The organism is Oligella sp. HMSC09E12 (assembly GCF_001808505.1).
Taxonomy (GTDB): Bacteria; Pseudomonadota; Gammaproteobacteria; order Burkholderiales; family Burkholderiaceae_B; genus Oligella; species Oligella urethralis.
On the sequence record NZ_KV793539.1, the window covers coordinates 1 to 19,711 of the forward strand.

18 protein-coding genes and 2 tRNA genes are annotated in these 19,711 nt (G+C 46.8%); 11 read left to right on the forward strand and 9 right to left on the reverse strand.

Going from position 1 to position 19,711, the window contains the following annotated elements; translation table 11 throughout:
* Nucleotides 1-63: 63 nt before the first annotated feature.
* The 4 genes from HMPREF3179_RS02340 to HMPREF3179_RS02355 all read right to left on the reverse strand — a co-directional run bounded on the left by HMPREF3179_RS02340 (nt 64) and on the right by HMPREF3179_RS02355 (nt 4,916).
* Nucleotides 64-139: transfer RNA gene (locus tag HMPREF3179_RS02340), tRNA-His, on the reverse strand.
* 137 nt (nt 140-276) lie between these two features.
* Nucleotides 277-353: transfer RNA gene (locus HMPREF3179_RS02345), tRNA-Arg, on the reverse strand.
* A 117-nt stretch (nt 354-470) separates the two neighbouring features.
* Nucleotides 471-3,080 (reverse strand): DNA mismatch repair protein MutS, encoded by a 2,610-nt coding sequence (gene mutS / locus HMPREF3179_RS02350; protein WP_115117189.1) that lies wholly within the window; start codon nt 3,078-3,080, stop codon nt 471-473.
* Nucleotides 3,081-3,407: 327 nt separating this feature from the next.
* Nucleotides 3,408-4,916: an AMP nucleosidase gene (locus HMPREF3179_RS02355; RefSeq protein WP_070469565.1), complete on the reverse strand. Its 1,509-nt coding sequence runs from the start codon at nt 4,914-4,916 to the stop codon at nt 3,408-3,410.
* 93 nt (nt 4,917-5,009) lie between these two features.
* Here HMPREF3179_RS02355 and HMPREF3179_RS02360 point away from each other — a divergent pair, with 93 nt between their 5' ends.
* Nucleotides 5,010-5,864, forward strand: coding sequence for a mechanosensitive ion channel family protein (locus tag HMPREF3179_RS02360; RefSeq protein WP_036559530.1), 855 nt, complete (start codon nt 5,010-5,012; stop codon nt 5,862-5,864).
* Between the two features lie 124 nt (nt 5,865-5,988).
* On the opposite strand, the gene HMPREF3179_RS02365 is transcribed toward HMPREF3179_RS02360, so the two are convergent.
* Nucleotides 5,989-6,753, reverse strand: a complete 765-nt coding sequence (locus HMPREF3179_RS02365; protein WP_070469567.1) for an RNA methyltransferase — start codon at nt 6,751-6,753, stop codon at nt 5,989-5,991.
* A gap of 140 nt (nt 6,754-6,893) precedes the next feature.
* Between HMPREF3179_RS02365 and HMPREF3179_RS02370 the strand changes: the two genes are divergently transcribed.
* Together HMPREF3179_RS02370 and HMPREF3179_RS02375 are read left to right on the forward strand one after the other, a co-directional pair.
* Complete coding sequence (locus tag HMPREF3179_RS02370) at nt 6,894-7,664, forward strand: inositol monophosphatase family protein (protein ID WP_018026247.1); 771 nt, start codon at nt 6,894-6,896, stop codon at nt 7,662-7,664.
* Nucleotides 7,665-7,751: 87 nt separating this feature from the next.
* Nucleotides 7,752-8,603 carry an undecaprenyl-diphosphate phosphatase gene (locus tag HMPREF3179_RS02375; protein ID WP_048767177.1) on the forward strand — a complete coding sequence of 284 codons (852 nt, stop codon included), beginning with the start codon at nt 7,752-7,754 and terminating at the stop codon, nt 8,601-8,603.
* 7 nt (nt 8,604-8,610) lie between these two features.
* Here the strand turns inward: HMPREF3179_RS02375 and HMPREF3179_RS02380 are convergent, their stop codons facing one another.
* The 3 genes from HMPREF3179_RS02380 to HMPREF3179_RS02390 all read right to left on the reverse strand — a co-directional run bounded on the left by HMPREF3179_RS02380 (nt 8,611) and on the right by HMPREF3179_RS02390 (nt 10,899).
* The gene (locus HMPREF3179_RS02380) at nt 8,611-9,381 is read right to left on the reverse strand and encodes a UDP-2,3-diacylglucosamine diphosphatase (RefSeq protein ID WP_070469600.1); all 771 of its coding nucleotides are present in this window, start codon (nt 9,379-9,381) and stop codon (nt 8,611-8,613) included.
* A complete protein-coding gene (locus HMPREF3179_RS02385) occupies nt 9,374-9,880 on the reverse strand; it encodes a peptidylprolyl isomerase (RefSeq protein ID WP_048767215.1) in 507 nt (168 codons plus the stop codon). Before HMPREF3179_RS02385 ends, HMPREF3179_RS02380 begins: the two co-directional genes overlap by 8 nt.
* A gap of 107 nt (nt 9,881-9,987) precedes the next feature.
* Nucleotides 9,988-10,899 (reverse strand): tetratricopeptide repeat protein, encoded by a 912-nt coding sequence (locus HMPREF3179_RS02390; RefSeq protein ID WP_070469569.1) that lies wholly within the window; start codon nt 10,897-10,899, stop codon nt 9,988-9,990.
* An 88-nt stretch (nt 10,900-10,987) separates the two neighbouring features.
* On the opposite strand from HMPREF3179_RS02390, the gene cysS reads away from it, so the two are divergent.
* The 4 genes from cysS to tilS are packed head-to-tail and all read left to right on the forward strand — an operon-like array spanning nt 10,988 to nt 15,162.
* The gene (gene cysS, locus HMPREF3179_RS02395) at nt 10,988-12,451 is read left to right on the forward strand and encodes a cysteine--tRNA ligase (RefSeq protein WP_070469571.1); all 1,464 of its coding nucleotides are present in this window, start codon (nt 10,988-10,990) and stop codon (nt 12,449-12,451) included.
* A 1-nt stretch (nt 12,452) separates the two neighbouring features.
* Nucleotides 12,453-13,088, forward strand: a complete 636-nt coding sequence (locus HMPREF3179_RS02400; RefSeq protein WP_070469574.1) for a DNA-3-methyladenine glycosylase family protein — start codon at nt 12,453-12,455, stop codon at nt 13,086-13,088.
* Nucleotides 13,089-13,133: 45 nt separating this feature from the next.
* Nucleotides 13,134-14,096, forward strand: a complete 963-nt coding sequence (locus tag HMPREF3179_RS02405; RefSeq protein WP_018026240.1) for an acetyl-CoA carboxylase carboxyltransferase subunit alpha — start codon at nt 13,134-13,136, stop codon at nt 14,094-14,096.
* Nucleotides 14,071-15,162 carry a tRNA lysidine(34) synthetase TilS gene (gene tilS, locus HMPREF3179_RS02410; protein ID WP_246824338.1) on the forward strand — a complete coding sequence of 364 codons (1,092 nt, stop codon included), beginning with the start codon at nt 14,071-14,073 and terminating at the stop codon, nt 15,160-15,162. Before HMPREF3179_RS02405 ends, tilS begins: the two co-directional genes overlap by 26 nt.
* Here the strand turns inward: tilS and HMPREF3179_RS02415 are convergent.
* Nucleotides 15,148-16,194 (reverse strand): YeiH family protein, encoded by a 1,047-nt coding sequence (locus HMPREF3179_RS02415; RefSeq protein ID WP_070469576.1) that lies wholly within the window; start codon nt 16,192-16,194, stop codon nt 15,148-15,150. The two genes, tilS and HMPREF3179_RS02415, sit on opposite strands and share 15 nt — an antisense overlap.
* 158 nt (nt 16,195-16,352) lie before the next feature.
* On the opposite strand from HMPREF3179_RS02415, the gene HMPREF3179_RS02420 reads away from it, so the two are divergent.
* The 4 genes from HMPREF3179_RS02420 (at nt 16,353) to HMPREF3179_RS02435 (ending at nt 19,705) form a co-directional block, all read left to right on the forward strand.
* Nucleotides 16,353-17,255 (forward strand): LysR substrate-binding domain-containing protein, encoded by a 903-nt coding sequence (locus HMPREF3179_RS02420; protein ID WP_070469578.1) that lies wholly within the window; start codon nt 16,353-16,355, stop codon nt 17,253-17,255.
* A gap of 72 nt (nt 17,256-17,327) precedes the next feature.
* Nucleotides 17,328-18,185, forward strand: a complete 858-nt coding sequence (locus HMPREF3179_RS02425; protein ID WP_036559554.1) for an MBL fold metallo-hydrolase — start codon at nt 17,328-17,330, stop codon at nt 18,183-18,185.
* Between the two features lie 234 nt (nt 18,186-18,419).
* Nucleotides 18,420-18,797, forward strand: coding sequence for a 50S ribosomal protein L19 (rplS, locus tag HMPREF3179_RS02430; RefSeq protein WP_036559556.1), 378 nt, complete (start codon nt 18,420-18,422; stop codon nt 18,795-18,797).
* 200 nt (nt 18,798-18,997) lie between these two features.
* Nucleotides 18,998-19,705: an NUDIX hydrolase gene (locus HMPREF3179_RS02435; protein ID WP_018026234.1), complete on the forward strand. Its 708-nt coding sequence runs from the start codon at nt 18,998-19,000 to the stop codon at nt 19,703-19,705.
* Nucleotides 19,706-19,711 lie beyond the last annotated feature (6 nt).

Genomic DNA, 19,711 nt, shown 5'->3' on the forward strand with positions numbered 1-19,711 from the left:
TTAGGAAATTTGAGGGGTTATTGCAAAGGTCTCAGTGTGGGAGATCGATTGAAAAGAAATTGATGGGGTGACCGATGGGGCTCGAACCCACGACAACCGGAATCACAATCCGGGACTCTACCAACTGAGCTACGGTCACCACAGAAGAATTAATAAGTATAGCAGGTAAATTTATTATGTCAATGAAAGAAGCCGCTACTACTTAAAAACTTCAGCTAGCTAGCATGGATATGTTGTTAATACTCATCATATCCTAAGACAGCTATCTCTGTTTGATGGCGCGCCAGGCGAGACTCGAACTCACAACCGCCCGCTTAGAAGGCGGGTGCTCTATCCAGTTGAGCTACTGGCACGCAAAAAAAGATATTCTACCCTATAATTTCTTTCTTGTCTAAGGCTTTAGGTTTTTTATCATTCGAAAAAGTCATCGTGCGCACCCAGTACTTGCCTCAAAGTTGCAGCAAGAAGCCTTAGTCCCCACCGAATTGGTTTTTTAGCTGATACAGTAGATCTAAAGCCTCTCGAGGGCTGAGGGAGTCTGGATCAATCGCAGCAAGACTTTCTTTAAACGCTTTTAGCTCAAGCTGATCGTCATTTGCTTGTTGATTGATTTCCTCTAGCGGGGCACTAAATAAATCCAGCTGCGGGCGCTCCTCGGCCTTTAACTCCAAGTTATCCAGCTCACGCTTCGCTTGCCGAATAACTGCCATGGGGATACCAGCTCGTTGTGCCACTTGAATACCGTAACTACGATTGGCTGGACCCTCCTTAACCTCATGTAAAAAGACTAGCCCCTGCGCAGACTCAGCCGCACTTAAATGCACATTAGCAACGTCTTCAAACTGTTCTGGCAAGCGGGTTAACTCAAAATAATGGGTAGCAAAGAGTACTAATGCTTGATTATGTGTCAATAAACGGCAGGCAATGGCCCAAGCAAGCGCAAGACCGTCGTAGGTGGATGTGCCGCGACCAATTTCATCCATCAGCACTAAGCTATTTGGCGTGGCGGCCGTTAAAATAGTGGCCGCCTCGGTCATTTCCACCATAAAGGTGGAGCGCCCGCCAGCTAAGTCATCAGCTGCACCGATACGGGTAAAAATACGATCAATTAGGCCAATTTGAGCCGCCTCAGCCGGTACGAAACTACCCATCCGCGCTAGCAATACAATTAAGGCGGTCTGTCGCATATAGGTGGATTTACCACCCATATTTGGGCCAGTCACCAACAGCATACGTCGGCGTGCATCGAGTTGGCAATCATTGGGCGTAAAGCGCTCGATGCTGCGTTCGACAATGGGGTGACGTCCTTGCCTAATGTGAATCATTGGTCCCTCAATTAATTCGGGCAGTACCCATTGATTGGCATAGGCATGATGCGCTAGGGCCTTATACACGTCTAGTTGAGCCAAGGCGTGCGAGGCCTGATGCATGGCTTCAACATGGGCTTGTAATTGTATAATTAATTGCTCAAAAAGCCATTTTTCACGGCTTAAGCAACGATCCTTAGCGGAGAGAATTTTATCTTCCCACGCCTTTAGCTCCGGCGTAATATAGCGCTCAACATTTTTCAGGGTCTGGCGACGGCGGTATTCTGTGGGAACTTTTTCGATTTGTCCCTTGCTAACCTCAATAAAAAAGCCGTGCACGCGGTTATATTCCACCCGTAAATTACTAATACCGGTTTTTTCTCGTTCACGTGCTTCTAGTTGTTGTAAAAACTCGCCACTATCAGTCGTCAATCGGCGCAACTCATCGAGTTCACTATCAAAACCGTCGGCAATCACACCACCATCTCGCAGCATCGTGGCAGGCTCCGCTGCAATGGCTCCTTGTAATAGCTGCGCTGCTTCAGGATCAATTGTTAACAGCGTATGTAGTTTAAGCAACGCCGGTGTCTCGCTAAAGTTTGCCGCAATCAATTCACATAGCGCAGGTAGTTTGACTAAGGCATCGCGTAGCGCAGCTAATTCCTTTGGCCGCACTGAGCTAAGGGCAATGCGAGTCGCCACACGCTCAATATCTGGTGTGTTTTTTAAAAAAAGCTCAAAACCCTGAATCGGATCATCGAAATGACGTGTGGTATAGAGATGATAAAAGGCCTGTACACAAAGCTGGCGCTCTAGAATCGGTGCATTGGCGCGTAAGGGGTGATGCAAAAAGCGACGCAATAAACGGCTTCCCATCGCTGTATGACAATGGTCTAACAGACTAAATAGGGTGGGACTACTGTCACCGCTAATGGTTTGGGTAATTTCTAAGTTTTTGCGGGTGACTGGATCTAAGATCAAATAGTCTTGCGTATCATCTGGCTGAATCGGTTTGATATGCGAGAGGCTACGCTTTTGTGTGTTTTCTACAAAGCTTAATAAAGCCCCGGCGGCGATGGTAGCATTGGGTAGCTCATCTAAGCCGAAGGCGGTTAAACGATCGACTGCAAAATGGCTGCAAAGCTTGGCCTCGGCAGCACTTAACTCAAAATGCCAATCTGCTGTTTTGCTATAGGCCGCCGGATAATTTAGTTCAAGCTTAAATGAATCAGCTGTAATAATTTCTGCTGGCGCAATTCGATGCACTTCGGAGGCTAAATTATCAATGGCACATTCATTTACCCTAAATTCACCGCTGGCTAAGTTCATCCACGCTAGGCCATATTTACGGTGGCGTGCTTTGTGACTAAGATAAATGGCTAACAGTGGACGATCGCTATTGCTTGGTAGCAGACTGTCATCGGTGAGGGTACCAGGGGTTACTGTGCGCACAATTTGTCGCTCGACAATGCCTTTGCTCGTTGCCGGATCGCCAATCTGCTCACAAATTGCCACAGATTCACCCATGGCGACCAAACGGGCTAAGTACTGCTCCATCGCATGCACCGGTACGCCAGCCATCGGGATAGGCTCACTGGTACCGCGGCTAGTTAGGGTGAGATTAAGTAGGCGTGCGGCTTTGATTGCATCATCATAAAACATCTCATAAAAGTCACCCATGCGATAAAACAGCAGCATCGAACCCGCTTCCTGTTTAAGCTTAAAGTATTGTCGCATCATGGGCGTATGGGATGATAAATCACTCGTTGTCATTAAAGCTATCACTTATTACTTGATTAGGAGGTGCCGCGTGCGGCTTGAAGGCTGCGGTTAAAGCGATGACTTATTGGCACTTGCTTGCAGCTACTCTGTGCGAATGTCGTGCTTAATATTATATGACAGTCTTAGGCTTTGCAACCAAGCCTGGTGGAGGATAGTATGACTGGCGCATAAAAATCCTAAGCGCCTGCAAGCGAAAATTAAGGGGCAGATTTAAGCTTAAACTATTATAGATCGTGCTATTAAAGCCGGACGCGCTGGCGTCCGGCATCAAGTGAAAGCTTACTGCGGTGCTTGTGATGTCAGCACCGCAAGCAGGGCTTAGTGAAAGGCGGTCTCAATAAAGCTTCTCAGCTTGCGCGAGTGGATACGTTCTTTGGGCATCTTTCTGAGTATTTCCAAGGCACGTATACCAATTTGCAGATGCTGCGCAACTTGAATCCGATAGAACTCCGTCGCCATGCCAGGCAGCTTTAATTCACCATACAATGGCTTATCGGACACGCATAATAAGGTGCCATAAGGCACTCTGAAACGAAAGCCATTCGCTGCGATGGTTGCTGACTCCATATCTAGGGCGATGGCACGGGATTGAGACAGGCGCTGCACCGGTCCCTCCTGATAACGCAGCTCCCAGTTTCTATTATCAATGCTGGCCACGGTACCAGTACGCATAATACGTTTTAACTCATAGTCTTTTAAGCCAGAAATTTCGGCAACCGCTTCCTCCAAGGCTACTTGTATCTCTGCCAGGGCGGGTATGGGCACAAAGAGGGGTAGATCCTCATCCAGCACATGGTCTTCACGCACATAGGCATGCGCTAACACATAATCACCTAACTGTTGGCTACTGCGAAGTCCAGCGCAATGTCCCACCATCAACCAAGCGGTAGGACGTAATACGGCAATATGGTCGGTGATGGTCTTGGCATTGGAAGGACCAACACCAATGTTGACCAGTGTGATGCCACTGCCGTCGGCTCGTTTTAAATGATAAGCAGGCATTTGCGGTTTTTTGACGCCGGCCGTTGCTGCTTTGATTTGCTCTGCACTCAGGAGCTTATCGACCAGAATATCCCCCGGCAACACCAGTTCGGTATAGCTTGAGTCATCTGATTGCACTTGTTCCCTGGCATAATGACAAAACTCTTCAACATAAAACTGATAATTGGTAAATAAAATAAACTGCTGAAAGTGCGCCGGTTTTGTGCCGGTGTAGTGCTGTAAACGCTGTAATGAATAATCCACCCGGGCCGCAGTAAAGGGGGCGAGTGGCATGGCTTTGCCAGGTGTTAAGGGGTAGGTGCCATTGACAATGGCATCATCAATTTGGGCCAGATTTGGTACATCAAAGTGATTCAGCATTTTCGCGCCCACAGCATCGGTCAAAATAGCTGGACGCTCTTCAGCGAGGGCTTCATTTTGATTAAAACAAAAATGCAAGGGGATAGGGGTTTGGGACTCACCGATTTCTACACTGCATTGGTGATTTTTAATTAAGAGTGTAATTTGCTCAATTAAATATTGCTTAAATAAATCTGGTCGTGTTACGGTCGTTTCATACACCCCAGGACCCTCCACAAAGCCGTAGGAGAGGCGTGAGTCCACATCGTGGTGATGAGTGATCTGTAAACGAACGGCAGGATAAAAGGCACGAATGGCCTGATTTTCCGGTAAGTTTTGATTGGCGTATTGATGAAAGTGTTGACGTATAAAATTGCAGTTTCTTTCATAAATAAAGTGTAATTGCTCCCACGCTTTTTCGGCATCATCAAATGCTTGAAAAGGGATTCTCTGGGGGCTGATTATATTTCTGACCTGATTAAACATTGCTACAACCTGTTTCAATATGATTTGCTTTTATTGCTCATCTAAGTATAAAGTCTCAATGTGACAATTAATACTATTCTATTAGGAGTTCTGATGTTCGAAACCATTAGTCCATATATCCCGCTACTGGAAAAGTTTGTGATCGACTTTGTCAGTGCCATTGTGATTTTAATACTAGGGTGGGCTATTTCTAATTTGGTGTGTCGAGCCATTCGTCGCCTTGGCCATACCAAGCGTAAGGTGGATACCACCGCATTGCCGATGATTAGTTCCTTTGTGCAATGGATTATTCGTATTTTGACCATTGTGGTCGTCCTGTCCCAGTTCGGTGTGCAGACCGCCAGTTTAATTGCTGCTTTAGGTGCGGCCGGTGTGGCCATTGGTTTGGCTTTGCAAGGCACGCTACAGAATATTGCGGCGGGCATTATGTTGTTAAGCTTACGTCCCTTAGCGCAAGGGGAGTATGTGAGCATTGGTGGTAATTATGAAGGTACGGTTGAGGAAATCGGCTTGTTCTTAACCAGTATCAAGCAGGCTAATGGTATTTTGCTTACCATACCGAATAGTACGGTGTGGAATAGCACCATTATTAATTTTAGTCGTAATGCCAATCGTCGTATCGATTTACCCGTTGCGCTGCATTACGGTGAAGATACAGAGGAAGCCATTGCCTTGCTGAAGCGATTATTAGAGCGCAATGAGCAAGTGATTAAGGATTTACCTTATTCTGTGTATGTGAATGAGTATCGTGAAAATAGCTTAGTACTTAATTTACGTGCATGGGTACCGGCTGCTGTGTATTTTGACGAGTTGTCGAAAATCATGTTGGGTGTACGCAAAACGCTTGAGGCTGCGGGCTTTGATTTACCCTTTACCCGGGTTGAGCATATTTCGGCAGCGCATGCTAAGCAAGACCTTGAAAATGCCTTAGCGGATGAGTCGGAGTAGACAGGATAGGCAGTGATGTCGTTGAGTTCGGGGAGCGCCTTAGCCTTAGTTTAAGGCGCTTTATTTTTATATATGGCAGCTACCTTAGGACAAAGGTCATGCTTCAGTTCTGTGAGGGCATGGCTTAAGCTGAATTGGCGTGTTTGAGGATTTGTGTGCAAACGCCGCGCAACATATCGCATTCATTTTGCGTAAGGCGGCTGCGCATTAACCAGTAACGCATTTTTAACATGGTCTGTTTAGGGCGCTCGGGGTCAATAAACTCAATGGCCTCCAGCGCCTCTTGCCAATGGGCCATAAGCGCCTCCACCTTTTCTTGCGGTGCTAGGGGATCCTGAGCGGGTGCAGGGAAGTGCGCAGCGCTATTTGGTTCAGCATGGATGGCGCTAGCCTCATCGCTATCTTTTGCCTCAAGCAAAGCATAGCGTAGCTCCCAGGCGGTGAGTTGCATGGCTTGGGCGATGTTTAAGGAGCTGTAGTTGGGGTTGGCCGGGATATAGCAAATATAGTGACAATGACTGATTTGCTCATTACTCAGACCACTACGCTCAGTACCAAATACCACGGCTACTTGGTGCGCTGAATCCGCCGCTAAGTGATTTTTGGCTAATTGTGCCGCAGCGCGTAGATGCAGACAGTTGGGCCCTATATCGCGGGGGCGGGCGGTCAGTGCGAAGCTGAGTGTGGTGCCTTGTAAGGCCTCCTCAAAGCTAGCGAACTCAAGGCTATTAGCAAGCACATCTTGGGCGCCGCTGGCAAATGCTATGGCTTCTTCATGTTGCATCATCTGCTCAAAGCGCGGTTTTACTAAGCGCAATCGCTCAAAACCCATGGTTTTCATGGCGCGTGCGGCAGCACCGACATTACCCGGGTGGCTGGGATTGGTCATTATAAAATGTGTTCTTGCGAGTGAATTGATGCTCATGCTGTTTATCTTCTAACTATTACTAGGAAAAGTCTAGCTTAGGTAGCTCAAAATTGTGTTGTCATTTAAAATAGTGATTTTACTAAACTTGTTCTGTAATAATCATGCACCCAATGCTTAATACTGCCATTAAGGCAGCCCGTCGCGCCGGAAATATCATTAACCGTGCCAGTTTACATCTAGATAAAATCTCCATCTCCACCAAGGGTCCAGGCGATTATGTCACTGATATTGATCGTCATGCTGAGGAAGCTATTATTCAGATTTTGAGTGAGGCATATCCTGATCACGCCTTTGTGGCCGAGGAATCGGGTATTACCGGGGACTCTGAGTATCGTTGGATTATCGATCCCTTAGACGGTACTAAGAATTTTATTCATGGTTTTCCTAATTATGCCGTTTCCATCGCCTTAGCCGTACGTGGTCAGATTGAACAGGCAGTGATTTACGATCCTAATCGCAATGAGCTCTTTACGGCGAGTCGTGGGGGCGGGGCCTTTTTAAATGATCGCCGTATTCGTGTCAGTCCTTGTCCTAGCTTGGATGTGGCGATTATTAGCGTGGCTAGTAAGTTTAGTGCTGAGCATGCTGATACGCAGTTTATTAATGAATTAATTAGTCGCAGCAATGGCTTCCGTCGCTTAGGTAGTACGGTGCTAGAGTTGGCTTATTTAGCTTGTGGTCGTTTAGATGCCTACTGTGGTCTTAAGCAAAATGCCTGGGATACTGCGGCCGGTAGTTTGTTGGTGTTGGAGGCCGGTGGCCTGATTGGTGATTGGCAAGGGGAGCAGAATTGGATGCGTACGGGTAATGTGCTCGCCGCTAGCCCCAAGATCTTCGCTCAATTAGTGCAGACCTTAAATGCAGCGAAGTAGTATCGCAAATATTTTCACGCATGAGGCTAAGTAAGCACGATAGGGACTTAGCCTTTCAATGTAGCTTAGTGCTAATTCTATAAGTCATTGAGTATGAATATTATTTATCTTTTAAAAGCCGCATTTATCGGTATGATTGAGGGCTTAAGCGAGTTTTTACCGATTTCTAGCACAGCGCATTTAATTATTTGGGGTGACTGGATTAATTTTGACTCCGGTGAGGTCAAAGTCTACGAAATCGTGATTCAGTTTGGCTCTATTCTTGCTGTTATCTGGATTTATCGTCATTATCTGCTGGAGTTGTTGGGCGGTTTATTGCGGCGTGAACAAAAGTATGTATTGGTGACGCGTAATCTTATTTTGGCCTTTCTGCCGGCAGCGGTGATTGGTTTATTGATTATTGATCAAGTGGCTAAACTACTGGACGGCAAGTTTTTTGTCTATGTGTTTACCCTTATCGTCGGTGGTTTGATTATGCTGTGGGTGGAAAGTCGTCCGCATATGAGTAAGGCCAATCAATTGCTTGATGAGAATACACCGCTTGGTGCAGGGCTGGAAAAAATTACTTGGAAGCAGGCTTTGGTGGTGGGCTTTGCTCAATGTTTGGCGATGGTGCCAGGTACCTCACGTTCTGGCGCTACCATTATTTCCGGTATGATTGCCGGCATTCCGCGTCGTACAGCGACCGAGTTTTCTTTCTTTTTGGCGATGCCGACCATGTTGGCGGCGACCGTGCTGAGCCTATATAAATACGGTGATCAGCTGAGTGATGAAAATATCTCAGCGATCGTGGTTGGTTTTATTTTTGCTTTTTTAAGTGCTTTGGTGTTAGTGCGAGCGATTCTACGCTTTGTTTCTAAATTCAGTTATAAACCATTTGCGATTTACCGTATTATTTTTGGTGCCGTGGTTGGTTTATGGGCGCTAGGTTATTTGTAAAGCAGGCTTAAGCGCTGATCAATTGCACACCGTCTTTAGTTAAGATGGCATAGCCCTGGCGGGGAGCTGCTTGATCTAGCTCCCAGTCAGGTAGCACCACACGCCAATAGCTTTTGCCATTAAGCGTTATCAGGTGCTGCTGCGGCTTATGGGTATGTCCATGAATCATGCCTTGAAGCCCTGGATGTTGCTCAAACACACGCCTAACAGCAGCTTCTGTCACATCACCGCGCTGGTGCTGGTAATTAGGCGCAGCCTGCTTGCTTTGGCTTTTTTTACGTGCCTTATTGGCAATTGCTAGGCGCCATGTGAGCGGGAGTTTAAAAAATAGCTGTTGTAGCCAAGCTTGACGCGTCCATGCTCTAAAGAGCATAAAGCCCTTATCGTCGGTGCATAGCTCATCGCCATGACTAAGATAAACCGCCAGATCATCAACATGTAAAATAATTTGATCGGCTAATAGTCTTGCCCCAAGCCGTTCGGCTAAGGCGTGACCAATCAGGAAATCACGATTGCCACGGATTAAATAGAGCGGTTTTTGAGCTGCAAAGCGCTGTAGCTGAGTGAGTGCCTCTGTTAACCATGGCTCTGGCTGGTGCATGGCAATATCATCGCCAATCCAGTAATTGAAAATATCCCCCACCAGAATCAAGCTGTCGGCGGCGCTTGCAGCCTCTGTTAAGAAGTGATAAAAAGCTTGATTAGTACGGGGGATAGTGGGCCCCAGATGAATATCTGAGGCCAAATAAACCGTGCCTGTGAGAGACAGTTTATTCAACAATTTCTGCGCTTTGGATAATCACGTCTTCACGTGGTACATCGCCGTGGAAACCGCGGGTACCGGTGGCTACCTTTTCAATCGCATCCACTACCTCAGTGCCTTCAACCACTTTACCGAAAACGGCATAGCCCCAACCTTGAACGCTAGGGGCGGTGAAGTTAAGGAAGTCGTTATTGTTGGTGTTAATAAAGAATTGCGCAGAAGCAGAATGCGGATCTTGAGTACGCGCCATGGCGATGGTGTACTTATCATTTTTTAAACCGTTATCCGCTTCATTGGTAATGGGCGCGTTTGTGTTTTTCTGATTCATACCTGGCTCAAAACCGCCACCTTGAATCATAAAGTTAGGAATCACGCGGTGGAAAATCACATTGCTGTAAAAACCGTTTTTCACATAGTCCAGAAAGTTTTGCGTGGTGATAGGCGCTTTGGCACCGTCTAATTCTAAAACAATATCACCCATATTAGTTACTAATTTAACGCGTGTATTTGACATAGCACTTGAATCCTTTTGATTATTTGTTTGTGATAGCACCGTCGTTGCAGGTGCCATAGTGAATGTGGCCGCTAGTGTTAATGCGACTAAACGGCTTGATTTTAACATCATTTGCTTTGTCCTCTCTCAATGATTTGACGAATTGACTGTGCGGCCTCAGCAGCGCCGGCAACCCGTTGTTTGGCAGCGATCTCAAAGCTTTGCTGGGCTTTGAGTAAATGTACCATCGCCAAATTGCGTTGTGCCAAGCCATAGTTAGGTCGGAGTGTTGTGGCCATGCTGAGTGATTCATAGGCTTCATCCAATAAGCCCAAGCTCATTTGCAGCGCGGCTAAGTTATTATAAGGCTCAGGTAGCTCCGGGTATTTGCTGTTTAAGTCCTTATAGCGTGCCAGTGCTTGTTGGGATTGGCCCAAGCCACTATAGGCACGTGCTTCCAAAAAGCGTAACTGTACATCTTCGCCTGGGCTTTCAATATAGCCAGTACTACTGAAGACCTTGTTGATTTCATCTAAGGCGGCTTGATAACGTCCTGCATTGATAAGGGCGTTAATGCGATTGCTTAATTGACTACGGGTCTCGGGCAGACTGGTGTCGACCTTGGGTTCTAGCTTTTGTAATAGATTGGCCAAGCCCTGCCAACCACCATCCGTAGCTGCATCGCTTTGTGCTGAGCTTGTCAGACCGCTAGCGCCAGTGCTGCCAGCAGGTACCGTCGCTGCTTGATTAAGCGTTTGGAACTCGATAGGGGTGGCCGAGATTTGTCCGTAGGGCGCATCATAGAGTGTTTGATCCAAGGGTTCAAGATTGAGACTATCCGCTATCTCTAAACTTAGCTCATCACTGACTGGCGCCGCACCGCTTTGGGGATAGGCTTGTATCAGCTGACCGCCTTCGTTCATCTGCAGTGGTACTTCAGGTAAGTCAGTCAAAGGGATGTACTGCGCCGACACCGGTGCATAAAGACCACTTAAAGCGAAGCTAAAAGCAATATATAAAGGAATCTTTCTCTTATTCATCGGGGCAATACTCAACAGAAAAGGTGCTAGATTGCTATACTTAACGATCTAAATTAATCCTCTATTGTAACTTTATTTCTCATAACCTATGTTGATATATAACTCTTTAACACGTCGCAAGGATGAATTAAAGCCTGTTGAAGCAAATAAAATCCGCATGTACGTCTGTGGTATGACGGTTTATGACTTTTGTCATCTAGGTCATGCACGTATGTTGGTGAGTTTTGATGTGGTTCAGCGTTGGTTGCGTTGCCAGGGTTATGAGGTTACGTATGTACGCAATATCACGGATATCGACGATAAGATTATCCGTCGTGCGGTAGCGACACAGCAGCCTTTGCATCAGGTGACGAGTTTTTTCACTGAGGCGATGCATGCTGATGAGCGTGCCTTATCGGTGCAAGCGCCGGATCATGAGCCACGCGCGACGCGTCATGTACAGGGGATGGTGGAAATTATTCAAGCACTTGAAGAAAAGGGCTTGGCTTATCAGAGTGATGACGGTGATGTCAATTATCGTGTTCGCAGTTTTCCCGAGTACGGCAAGCTTTCTGGACGTAGTCCGGATGAAATGCGTGCGGGTGGGCGTGTAGCTATTTCTGATGCCAAGGAGGATCCCTTGGATTTTGTGTTGTGGAAGGCCTCCAAAGCAGAGGATCCTGAGGATAGTAAGTGGGATTCGCCCTACGGTGTGGGTCGTCCAGGGTGGCATATTGAGTGTTCGGCCATGAGTCGCGATTTGTTAGGGATGCCGCTAGATATTCATGGTGGTGGTCCAGATTTAAAATTCCCACACCACGAAAATGAAATTGCTCAGTCCGAGGGAGCCTTTGGTGGTACCCTAGCAAATCATTGGATGCACTGTGGTCCCTTGATGGTGGATAACGACAAAATGTCTAAATCACTGGGTAATTTTATGACCATTCGTCAGGTGATCGGCACCGATAAGACGAATCCCGAGGTGGCGGATTATCCCTATCATGTGCGTGAAGCGGAGATGTTGCGCTTTTTTATCGTACGTAATCACTACCGCAGTCAGCAAAATTTTGCCCCTGACAATCTAAATGACGCCCAACATGCCTTGGATCGTTTTTATCAAGGCTTAAATAATCTCGGTTTTGAAGGGGTAGAGCCTGCAGTTGAAATTGATTGGGACAGCGATTACGCCAAAGCCTTTAAGGCGGCGATGAATGATGATTTTAATACGCCTGTGGCGATTGCGGTTTTATTTGAGATGTTAACTCAGGCAAACCGTGAGGGAGATCGTGCTTTAGCGGCACAGATGCGTGCTTTAGGCGGCCTCTTAGGCATTTTACAGCAGGATCCGGTGGTCTATTTACGTTCTTACTCACGCTATACCCGTTTAGGTAGTGAGCAAAGTAGCGACAGTGCCTTAACTGAGGTTGAGGTTGAAGGCTTAATTCAGCAACGTAGTGAGGCCAAGGCGGCCCGAGATTTTGCCCTGGCCGATCAGATTCGGGACCAATTAAAGCAAGCCGGTATTGAGTTAGAGGATAAGCCCGGTGGTTTGACCCAGTGGCGCAGGATTTAGTATGGCTAGCAAAGGCACAAAACCGGCGTATTGGGATGAGGCGGTTGAGCATTTAAAAGCAAATGACCGTATTCTCAATAAAATTATTCAGCAATATGAGGGTGAGTACTTTGCCGCCACAACGCAAGGTGCTTTTAGTACCTTGGCGCGCTCGCTGATTTCGGTGCAGTCTTCCGAGGCTCGTGCGAATCAGGTCTGGCGTAATTTAGTTCACTTATGCGGTCAACAACCTACCGTCCAGTGTATCTCCGCACGCACGGTGGAGCAATTGTTAGCCATCGGTATTGCCAAGCGTAAGGCCGGTAATTTGATTGATCTTGCTAATCACTTTGAAGCTAGAACCGTTAATCCTAAAAAATGGTCTAAAATGTCGGATCAAGAAGTGATAAATGAGCTGTGTCAGATTCGCGGCATTGGGGCATGGACGGCGCAGATGTTTTTAATATTTAATTTACATCGGCCTAATGTTTTACCTTTGGAGGATGCCAGACTACTTAAGGCGGTCTCCAAGCATTATTTTAGTGGTGAGCCGGTGTCGCGTTTTGAAGTGCGTGAGCTGGCTGATAATTGGCAGCCTTGGCAGACGGTAGCGACTTGGTATATGTGGCGTAGTATGCTTGACGACGCTGTGGCATAGCAACGATATTTCACTCAGTAGAGTAAAAGGCTATAGAGCAAAAAGATGAAAAACACCTATTTGGAATTTGAAAAACCAATCGAAGAGTTGGAGCAGAAGATTGATCAATTACGCCATATGTCCGGCGACTCCGTGGTTGATATATCCGAGGAGATCACTAAGCTTCAGCAAAAGAGTGACGACTTAACTGAGTCCATTTATAAGAAGTTATCGCCTTGGCAGACTGCATTGGTAGCGCGTCATCCACAGCGTCCTTATACCCTGGATTATATTGACGGCTTATTTACTGATTTTTATGAGTTGCATGGCGACCGTATGTATGCGGATGATCCTTCGATTGTCGGTGGCTTAGCTCGTTTTAATGGTGAGCCTTGTGTGGTGATCGGTCACCAAAAGGGTCGTGACACCAAGGAGCGGGCGCGCCGTAATTTTGGTATGCCTAGGCCTGAGGGTTATCGTAAGGCGTTGCGTTTTATGCGTTTGGCTGAAAAGTTCGACTTACCGATCTTTACCTTTATCGATACCCCGGGTGCTTACCCAGGTATTGGTGCAGAGGAACGTGGTCAGTCGGAGGCGATTGGGCAAAATCTTTACGCCATGGCTGAGTTAAAGGTGCCTTTAATTGCGACCATTATCGGTGAGGGCGGTTCTGGTGGTGCCTTGGCGATTGCGGTGGGTGATGTGGTGCAAATGTTGCAGTATGCGACCTATGCGGTGATTTCGCCCGAAGGCTGCGCCTCTATTCTATGGCGCAGTGCCGACAAGGCGCCGGTGGCAGCCGAGGCCTTGGCTATTACGGCACCAAAATTAGAGCAATTAGGTCTTATTGATAAGGTGATTCCTGAGCCTGTCGGTGGCGCACATCGTGACCATCAGCTCATGTACCGTAACTTACGTCGCGCCTTAACTGAAGCGTTACGCTCATTACACGGCATGAGTGCTACTCAGTTAGTGGATCGTCGCCTTGAGCGTTTAATGGCTTATGGTAGCTTCGTTGAAAAAGCCTAAGGCGCTAAGCGAGCATTACCATCCCTCCCTAATTCCTTTTTATGAAGCGAAATCGACGAGCGGCTTAATGAAGCCACTCGTCGATTTATTGCGCTCACTTCAATCGGCTAATCCCACTCGTACGCCAGCCCTCCGTATTGCCGTGGGCTTAAGCGGTGGCGCCGACTCCTCTATGCTGCTGGCGGCTATGGTCCCTATGGTCCGCGAGTTTAATATTAGCTTGCATGTGCTTCATATTCATCATGGTTTGATGTCTGAGGCAGAGGCTTGGGCGGAGCATTGCCAGGCTCTAGCGGCGTATTTGGGTGCTCACTGTGAGGTGCTACGGGTGACGGTGGCACGGCATTCTGGTCTAGGTGAGGAGGCAGCCGCCCGTCTCGCACGTTATCAAGCCTATAGTGACTATTGTCAAGCGCATCAGATTCAGCATTTTATTTTGGCGCATCATCTTAATGATCAAGCGGAAACCTTATTATTGCGTTTGTTGCGAGGCAGTGGCGTCAAGGGGATGGGGGGCATGCAGCGTGAACATCGCTATGGCGGTGTGATCTACCATCGGCCTTGGTTGCAACTAGAACGTCAAGTGATTATGGAAGCTGCGGCGCTATTTACGGAGCTCAGCGGCTTTGAGATGATTAAGGATCCGAGTAATCTAGATCTACGCTATAAGCGGGGTGCTTTACGACGCTTGCTGATTCCGGGGCTGGAGCGGGCGTGGCCGCAATGGAAGCAGACGCTTAGTCGCCATGCCCGCCTGATGGCGGAGGCGCAGGCCTTGTTGGAAGAGGTGGCGGCGGCTGATTTAGAACAATTGGATTTAGGCCCTGAGGCAAGCGACTTTAGTTTGCTTGCGTGGCGTCAGCTTTCAGCGCGGAGGCAGGCGCATGTGTTGCGTTATTGGTTGAGCTTGCATGATATCCCCATGCCAACGGAAAGGCGCCTGCAAGATTGGCTACGTCAATTGAGAGAAGTGCATCAATTGGGCTTTGATCGCAGCCTCACGCTACAGCATCAATGCTATCGCATTATGGTAGTGCGAGGCCGCGTGTGTTTAGGCAAAGAGTAGCTGTAAAGCCATACCTGCCGTCATTAACCAGATAAAAACTATCAAGCCTAATGCAAAGGGGCGTGGTCCAGCGGCTCTGAGAGTGGCAAATTGCGTACCGAGCCCTAAACCAGCCATCGCCATCATCAGTAAGATATTGTCCACAAATAAAATCTTGTTGAGCCAATCAGCGGGGATGGGGAGTACCGAATTCACACCAATCATGATTAAAAACCAAACTGCAAACCACGGTAGAGCTAATCGTTTAGGGGCATTGTCATCGCTCGTATTATTGTCTTTTTTACGATAAAAAATAAAGGAAATGGCAAATAAAAAGGGTGCTAACATAATCACACGCACCATTTTGGACAGAATGGCCGTATCTGCTACCTCAGGTCCTAAGACCTTGCCAATAGCGACCACCTGCGCAACTTCATGCACTGAGGAACCGACATAGACCCCAAAGGCCGACTCGCTAATATAGTGGGTAAAGATTGGAAATAACATTGGATAAATAAAAATCGCTAGGGTGCCGAACAGAACGATGATTGTCACGGCTTGGCTGACGGCCGAGGTTTTCGCTCGAGCGACCGAAGCGGTGGCCATAATTGCCGCAGCACCGCATATGCTACAGCCTGCGCCACTTAAAATGCTGGTGTCTTTATCCATTTTTAGTACCTTGGTGCCGAGCCAGTAGGTTAGGACAAAGGTTGAAATGAGCATTACTGCGTCAATTAGAATGGCTTGTAAACCAAGCGCCCAGACCTTATTCACGGTTAAATTAAAACCATACAGAATAATCCCTAATCGTAAGAGCTTACTTTTAGCAAAGGTCACGCCAGGGTTAGCGGCATGGCTCAGGTATTTAAAAAAGGTATTGCCGACGATCATGCCCAGCAAGATGGAAAAAATCAATGGACTCAGACCATAGGCTTGACCTACGCCCAAACGGAACAAGACAGTAGAGGCAATCACAATGGCAGCGATTAAAAGTAAACCGGGCAGTAACGCTTTGCCATGACTGAAGAATGATGTACGTTGGGTTTGACTCATGGTAACAGAACCGATAAAAATAGCATGAAGATTAATACGGTTTTTATATTACAGATTTTTGTTTATAAATAAAAATCAGTAATATCTATATAATCTATCAATATAATTGATAGATTTGCTCATCACTCTTCACCTTAATCACGAGGAAGCATCCAGCCATGCGTATTAGCTTAAAGCAATTAGAAATATTTTTAGCGGTTTATCATCGTGGTAGTACGGTGGCAGCGGCGAAACAGGTGTTTTTATCCCAATCCGCTATCAGTATGGCTTTGGCTGAATTGGAAAAGCAGCTCGATACCACCTTATTTCAACGTGTGGCTAAGCGTCTTATTCCTACACAGCAAGCTCATTTGCTGAGTCCTTTAGCAAGCAATGCATTAAAGCAGGTGGAACAGATTGAGTATTTGTTTAATCTTAAAGTAGAGCGCCTAGTGATTGGGGCGAGTACCACCATCGCCAATTATCTGTTGCCGAGATTGATTCGTGATTTTCAACAACAGCATCCGAACATCGATATACGCTTAGCTATTTTTAATAGTAGCGATGTTTGCCAGGGCTTACTGAATTATGACTATGATGTGGGTTTTATTGAGGGAGAAAATCCATTTGTTGAACTGAAAGCGAGCAAATGGATGGATGATGAAATGGTCTTGTTTGCAGCTACTAATAGTCGTTTTTTGCCAGCGCATAAGACCTTGAAAAGTATTCGCGAGCTAGAATCAATCCCCTTAATTTTACGTGAGATTGGTTCGGGTACACGTAGCTTTGTGCAAAGGCATTTATTGCAGTATTTAGAACGTTCAGCAGTGATTGAATTGGGTAATTCTGAAGCGATTAAGCAGGCGGTCATTAATGATCTAGGGGTGGGCTGTTTGTCACGCTTTGCCTTAGAGGATTTGTTGGCCTTAGGCAAAATCAAGATCCTGACAATAGAGCAAAGTGAGCCTTTAAGGCGCCCTTTATATTTATTGGAAAATAAACAAAGCACGCATTCTGAGGCCTATCAAACATTTGTGGATTTTGCGTTTAATTATCGCTTTGACGGCATGACATCAGTCTAGAGATCAGGTACGATATCCATATAACTTTAGAATATATGAATATGACCAAAAGTAATTAAGGAGATGTGAGTTATGCAGGTCAAAGAGTTTTTTCACGAAGATACCTTTACCTATAGTTATGTGGTCAGTGATCCGCGCACAAAAAAAGCCGCCATTATTGATTCGGTACTAGACTATGATGCGGCCGCTGGTCGTACCTCGACGCAAGCGGCGGATGCGGTGATAGCTTATATTAAGGCACAAGGGCTAGCGGTAGAGTGGCTATTAGAGACGCATATTCATGCCGATCATCTGTCGGCAGCACCTTATTTAAAGGAGCAGCTCGGAGGCTGTATTGCTATCGGCGAGTATATTACGACGGTGCAAGAGGTTTTTGGTGATTTATTTAATGTCGAAAAAGACTTTAGACGTGATGGGACTCAGTTTGACCATGTGTTTAAAGACGGTGATACCTTTAGTATTGGCGACTTGCAGGCGCGCGTTATGCATACTCCGGGCCATACCCCAGCCTGTCTTAGCTATGTGATTGAAAATGCTGTGTTTGTCGGGGATACATTATTTATGCCTGATTATGGCACAGCGCGTTGTGACTTCCCGGGAGGCGATGCAGCCACCTTATACCAATCGATTCAAAAGTTATTTGCCTTACCCGATGATACGGTAGTGTATCTTTGCCATGATTATAAGGCACCGGGGCGTGATTATTATGACTTTAAAACGACCATTCAGGCGCAGCGTCTGCATAATATTCACGTCGGTGGCGGTGCGACTGAAGCGGACTTTGTCAAAATGCGCACGGCGCGTGATGCCACGTTGAGTATGCCCAAGTTGATTTTACCCTCAGTGCAGCTCAATATGCGGGCAGGGGAGCTACCACCACCGGAGGATAATGGCACCTCCTACATTAAAATCCCGATTAATCAGCTTTAATTTGCCCTCACTGTAGTCCTTGGGTGAGAGGGCGTTGCTTTTATGAGCGAGGGAGGTTTTTAAGTGGGTTATCGATTGACAAGTAGCTGATTTTAAGGATAAAATGTTTGACTTACTCATCCTCTGGCAATTAAGCTACCGCAGTGTGTAGTTTACATGTATGAGCTCGTAGTCGACCAAGAACAAGAGCCGCATGGAGCGTTTTCGTTGTGTATGATGATTTGGAGTCTATCAATGAACTTAATTCAAACTCTTGAACAGGAAGAGATTCAGCGCCTTACTGAGGGCAAGACCTTACCTGAATTTGGTCCTGGTGATACCGTTGTAGTAAATGTTAACGTGATCGAGGGTAATCGTAAGCGTACTCAGGCTTATGAGGGCGTAGTGATTGCTAAGCGTAATCGTGGCCTAAACTCTGCTTTTACCGTGCGTAAGATTTCCTCTGGTGAGGCGGTAGAGCGTACTTTCCAGTTGTACTCTCAGCAAATCGCTTCAATCGAAGTTAAGCGTCGCGGTGACGTGCGTCGCGCTAAGCTCTACTACTTACGTAATCGCTCTGGTAAAGCAGCTCGTATTAAAGAGAAGTTGGTTCGTAAAGCCGTTGCTAAGTAGTTTGTAGTCGCTCCGCTTCGTCGAACGATTTTCTTAAAAGCATGTCTAACGTTTATTCGTCAGCATGCTTTTTTTGCGTCTAGGGTTGTCTGCTATGGACAAATCGCTCGGACGCAGGGAGCACAGCTTGGCGCTGGTAGATTGCTAATCCCATAGCGTCCGATATAATATACACAATCGATTAAATAAAACGTGCTGTCATGACTCAGTCTTCTTCTCGTCCGCATTCCTCTGTGCCTGATTTTAATCCCCTGACACAGCCTTCGGTGTCGGCAGGTTTCGGTTTGCCAGTGATTGCTGAGGATGAATTACCGCAATTGATGCAACGCGCATTTTCTCCCGATTATGTCTGGCAGCAGGATGAGTTAGTGGCGCGTTGGAATTCGCAAAAATCGGTGATTAAAAGCAGCTTTATTGAGGCAGGTGTATTGATACCCATGATCAGTAAAGATGATGAGACACAGATCGTGTTGACAAAGCGCTCGTCCAAGTTACGTAATCATCGTGGTCAGATTTGCTTTCCCGGTGGGCGTTTTGATGCGAGCGATAGTAGCTTAGAGGATGCCGCCCTGCGTGAGACCGAAGAAGAGATTGGGGTGGAGCGCTCTAGCATCTCGGTGTTTGGCGAGATGCCGATATTTTATACCGGTACAGGTTTTGCGATGAGCGCTTATCTGGGGTGGTTAAGTGAGGTCTCGCGCTTTGTGATTGATGCGCGGGAAGTGGAGGAGGTTTTTTTGGTGCCACTGAGTTATTTAACTGATCCGAATAACTATCGTCTTTACACAGCAGAGCGTGACGGTATGGCTTTTAATTATTATGGGGTTAACTGGGCGCATCACTTTATCTGGGGTGCAACTGCTTCGATTCTACGTAACCTCTATCAACGTCTGCAGCAAGCGCGCTAGTTAGGG

What these genes read in the sequence shown, in the direction of transcription:
- HMPREF3179_RS02385 (WP_048767215.1), bottom strand. Translation starts at nt 9,880, where the DNA reads ATGTCAAATACACGCGTTAAATTAGTAACTAATATGGGTGATATTGTT.
- rplS (WP_036559556.1), top strand. Translation starts at nt 18,420, where the DNA reads ATGAACTTAATTCAAACTCTTGAACAGGAAGAGATTCAGCGCCTTACT.
- HMPREF3179_RS02400 (WP_070469574.1), top strand. Translation starts at nt 12,453, where the DNA reads ATGGCTAGCAAAGGCACAAAACCGGCGTATTGGGATGAGGCGGTTGAG.
- HMPREF3179_RS02415 (WP_070469576.1), bottom strand. Translation starts at nt 16,194, where the DNA reads ATGAGTCAAACCCAACGTACATCATTCTTCAGTCATGGCAAAGCGTTA.
- HMPREF3179_RS02405 (WP_018026240.1), top strand. Translation starts at nt 13,134, where the DNA reads ATGAAAAACACCTATTTGGAATTTGAAAAACCAATCGAAGAGTTGGAG.
- HMPREF3179_RS02390 (WP_070469569.1), bottom strand. Translation starts at nt 10,899, where the DNA reads ATGAATAAGAGAAAGATTCCTTTATATATTGCTTTTAGCTTCGCTTTA.
- HMPREF3179_RS02365 (WP_070469567.1), bottom strand. Translation starts at nt 6,753, where the DNA reads ATGACCAATCCCAGCCACCCGGGTAATGTCGGTGCTGCCGCACGCGCC.
- HMPREF3179_RS02370 (WP_018026247.1), top strand. Translation starts at nt 6,894, where the DNA reads ATGCACCCAATGCTTAATACTGCCATTAAGGCAGCCCGTCGCGCCGGA.
- cysS (WP_070469571.1), top strand. Translation starts at nt 10,988, where the DNA reads ATGTTGATATATAACTCTTTAACACGTCGCAAGGATGAATTAAAGCCT.
- HMPREF3179_RS02360 (WP_036559530.1), top strand. Translation starts at nt 5,010, where the DNA reads ATGTTCGAAACCATTAGTCCATATATCCCGCTACTGGAAAAGTTTGTG.
- mutS (WP_115117189.1), bottom strand. Translation starts at nt 3,080, where the DNA reads ATGACAACGAGTGATTTATCATCCCATACGCCCATGATGCGACAATAC.
- HMPREF3179_RS02355 (WP_070469565.1), bottom strand. Translation starts at nt 4,916, where the DNA reads ATGTTTAATCAGGTCAGAAATATAATCAGCCCCCAGAGAATCCCTTTT.
- tilS (WP_246824338.1), top strand. Translation starts at nt 14,071, where the DNA reads ATGGTAGCTTCGTTGAAAAAGCCTAAGGCGCTAAGCGAGCATTACCAT.
- HMPREF3179_RS02435 (WP_018026234.1), top strand. Translation starts at nt 18,998, where the DNA reads ATGACTCAGTCTTCTTCTCGTCCGCATTCCTCTGTGCCTGATTTTAAT.
- HMPREF3179_RS02425 (WP_036559554.1), top strand. Translation starts at nt 17,328, where the DNA reads ATGCAGGTCAAAGAGTTTTTTCACGAAGATACCTTTACCTATAGTTAT.
- HMPREF3179_RS02420 (WP_070469578.1), top strand. Translation starts at nt 16,353, where the DNA reads ATGCGTATTAGCTTAAAGCAATTAGAAATATTTTTAGCGGTTTATCAT.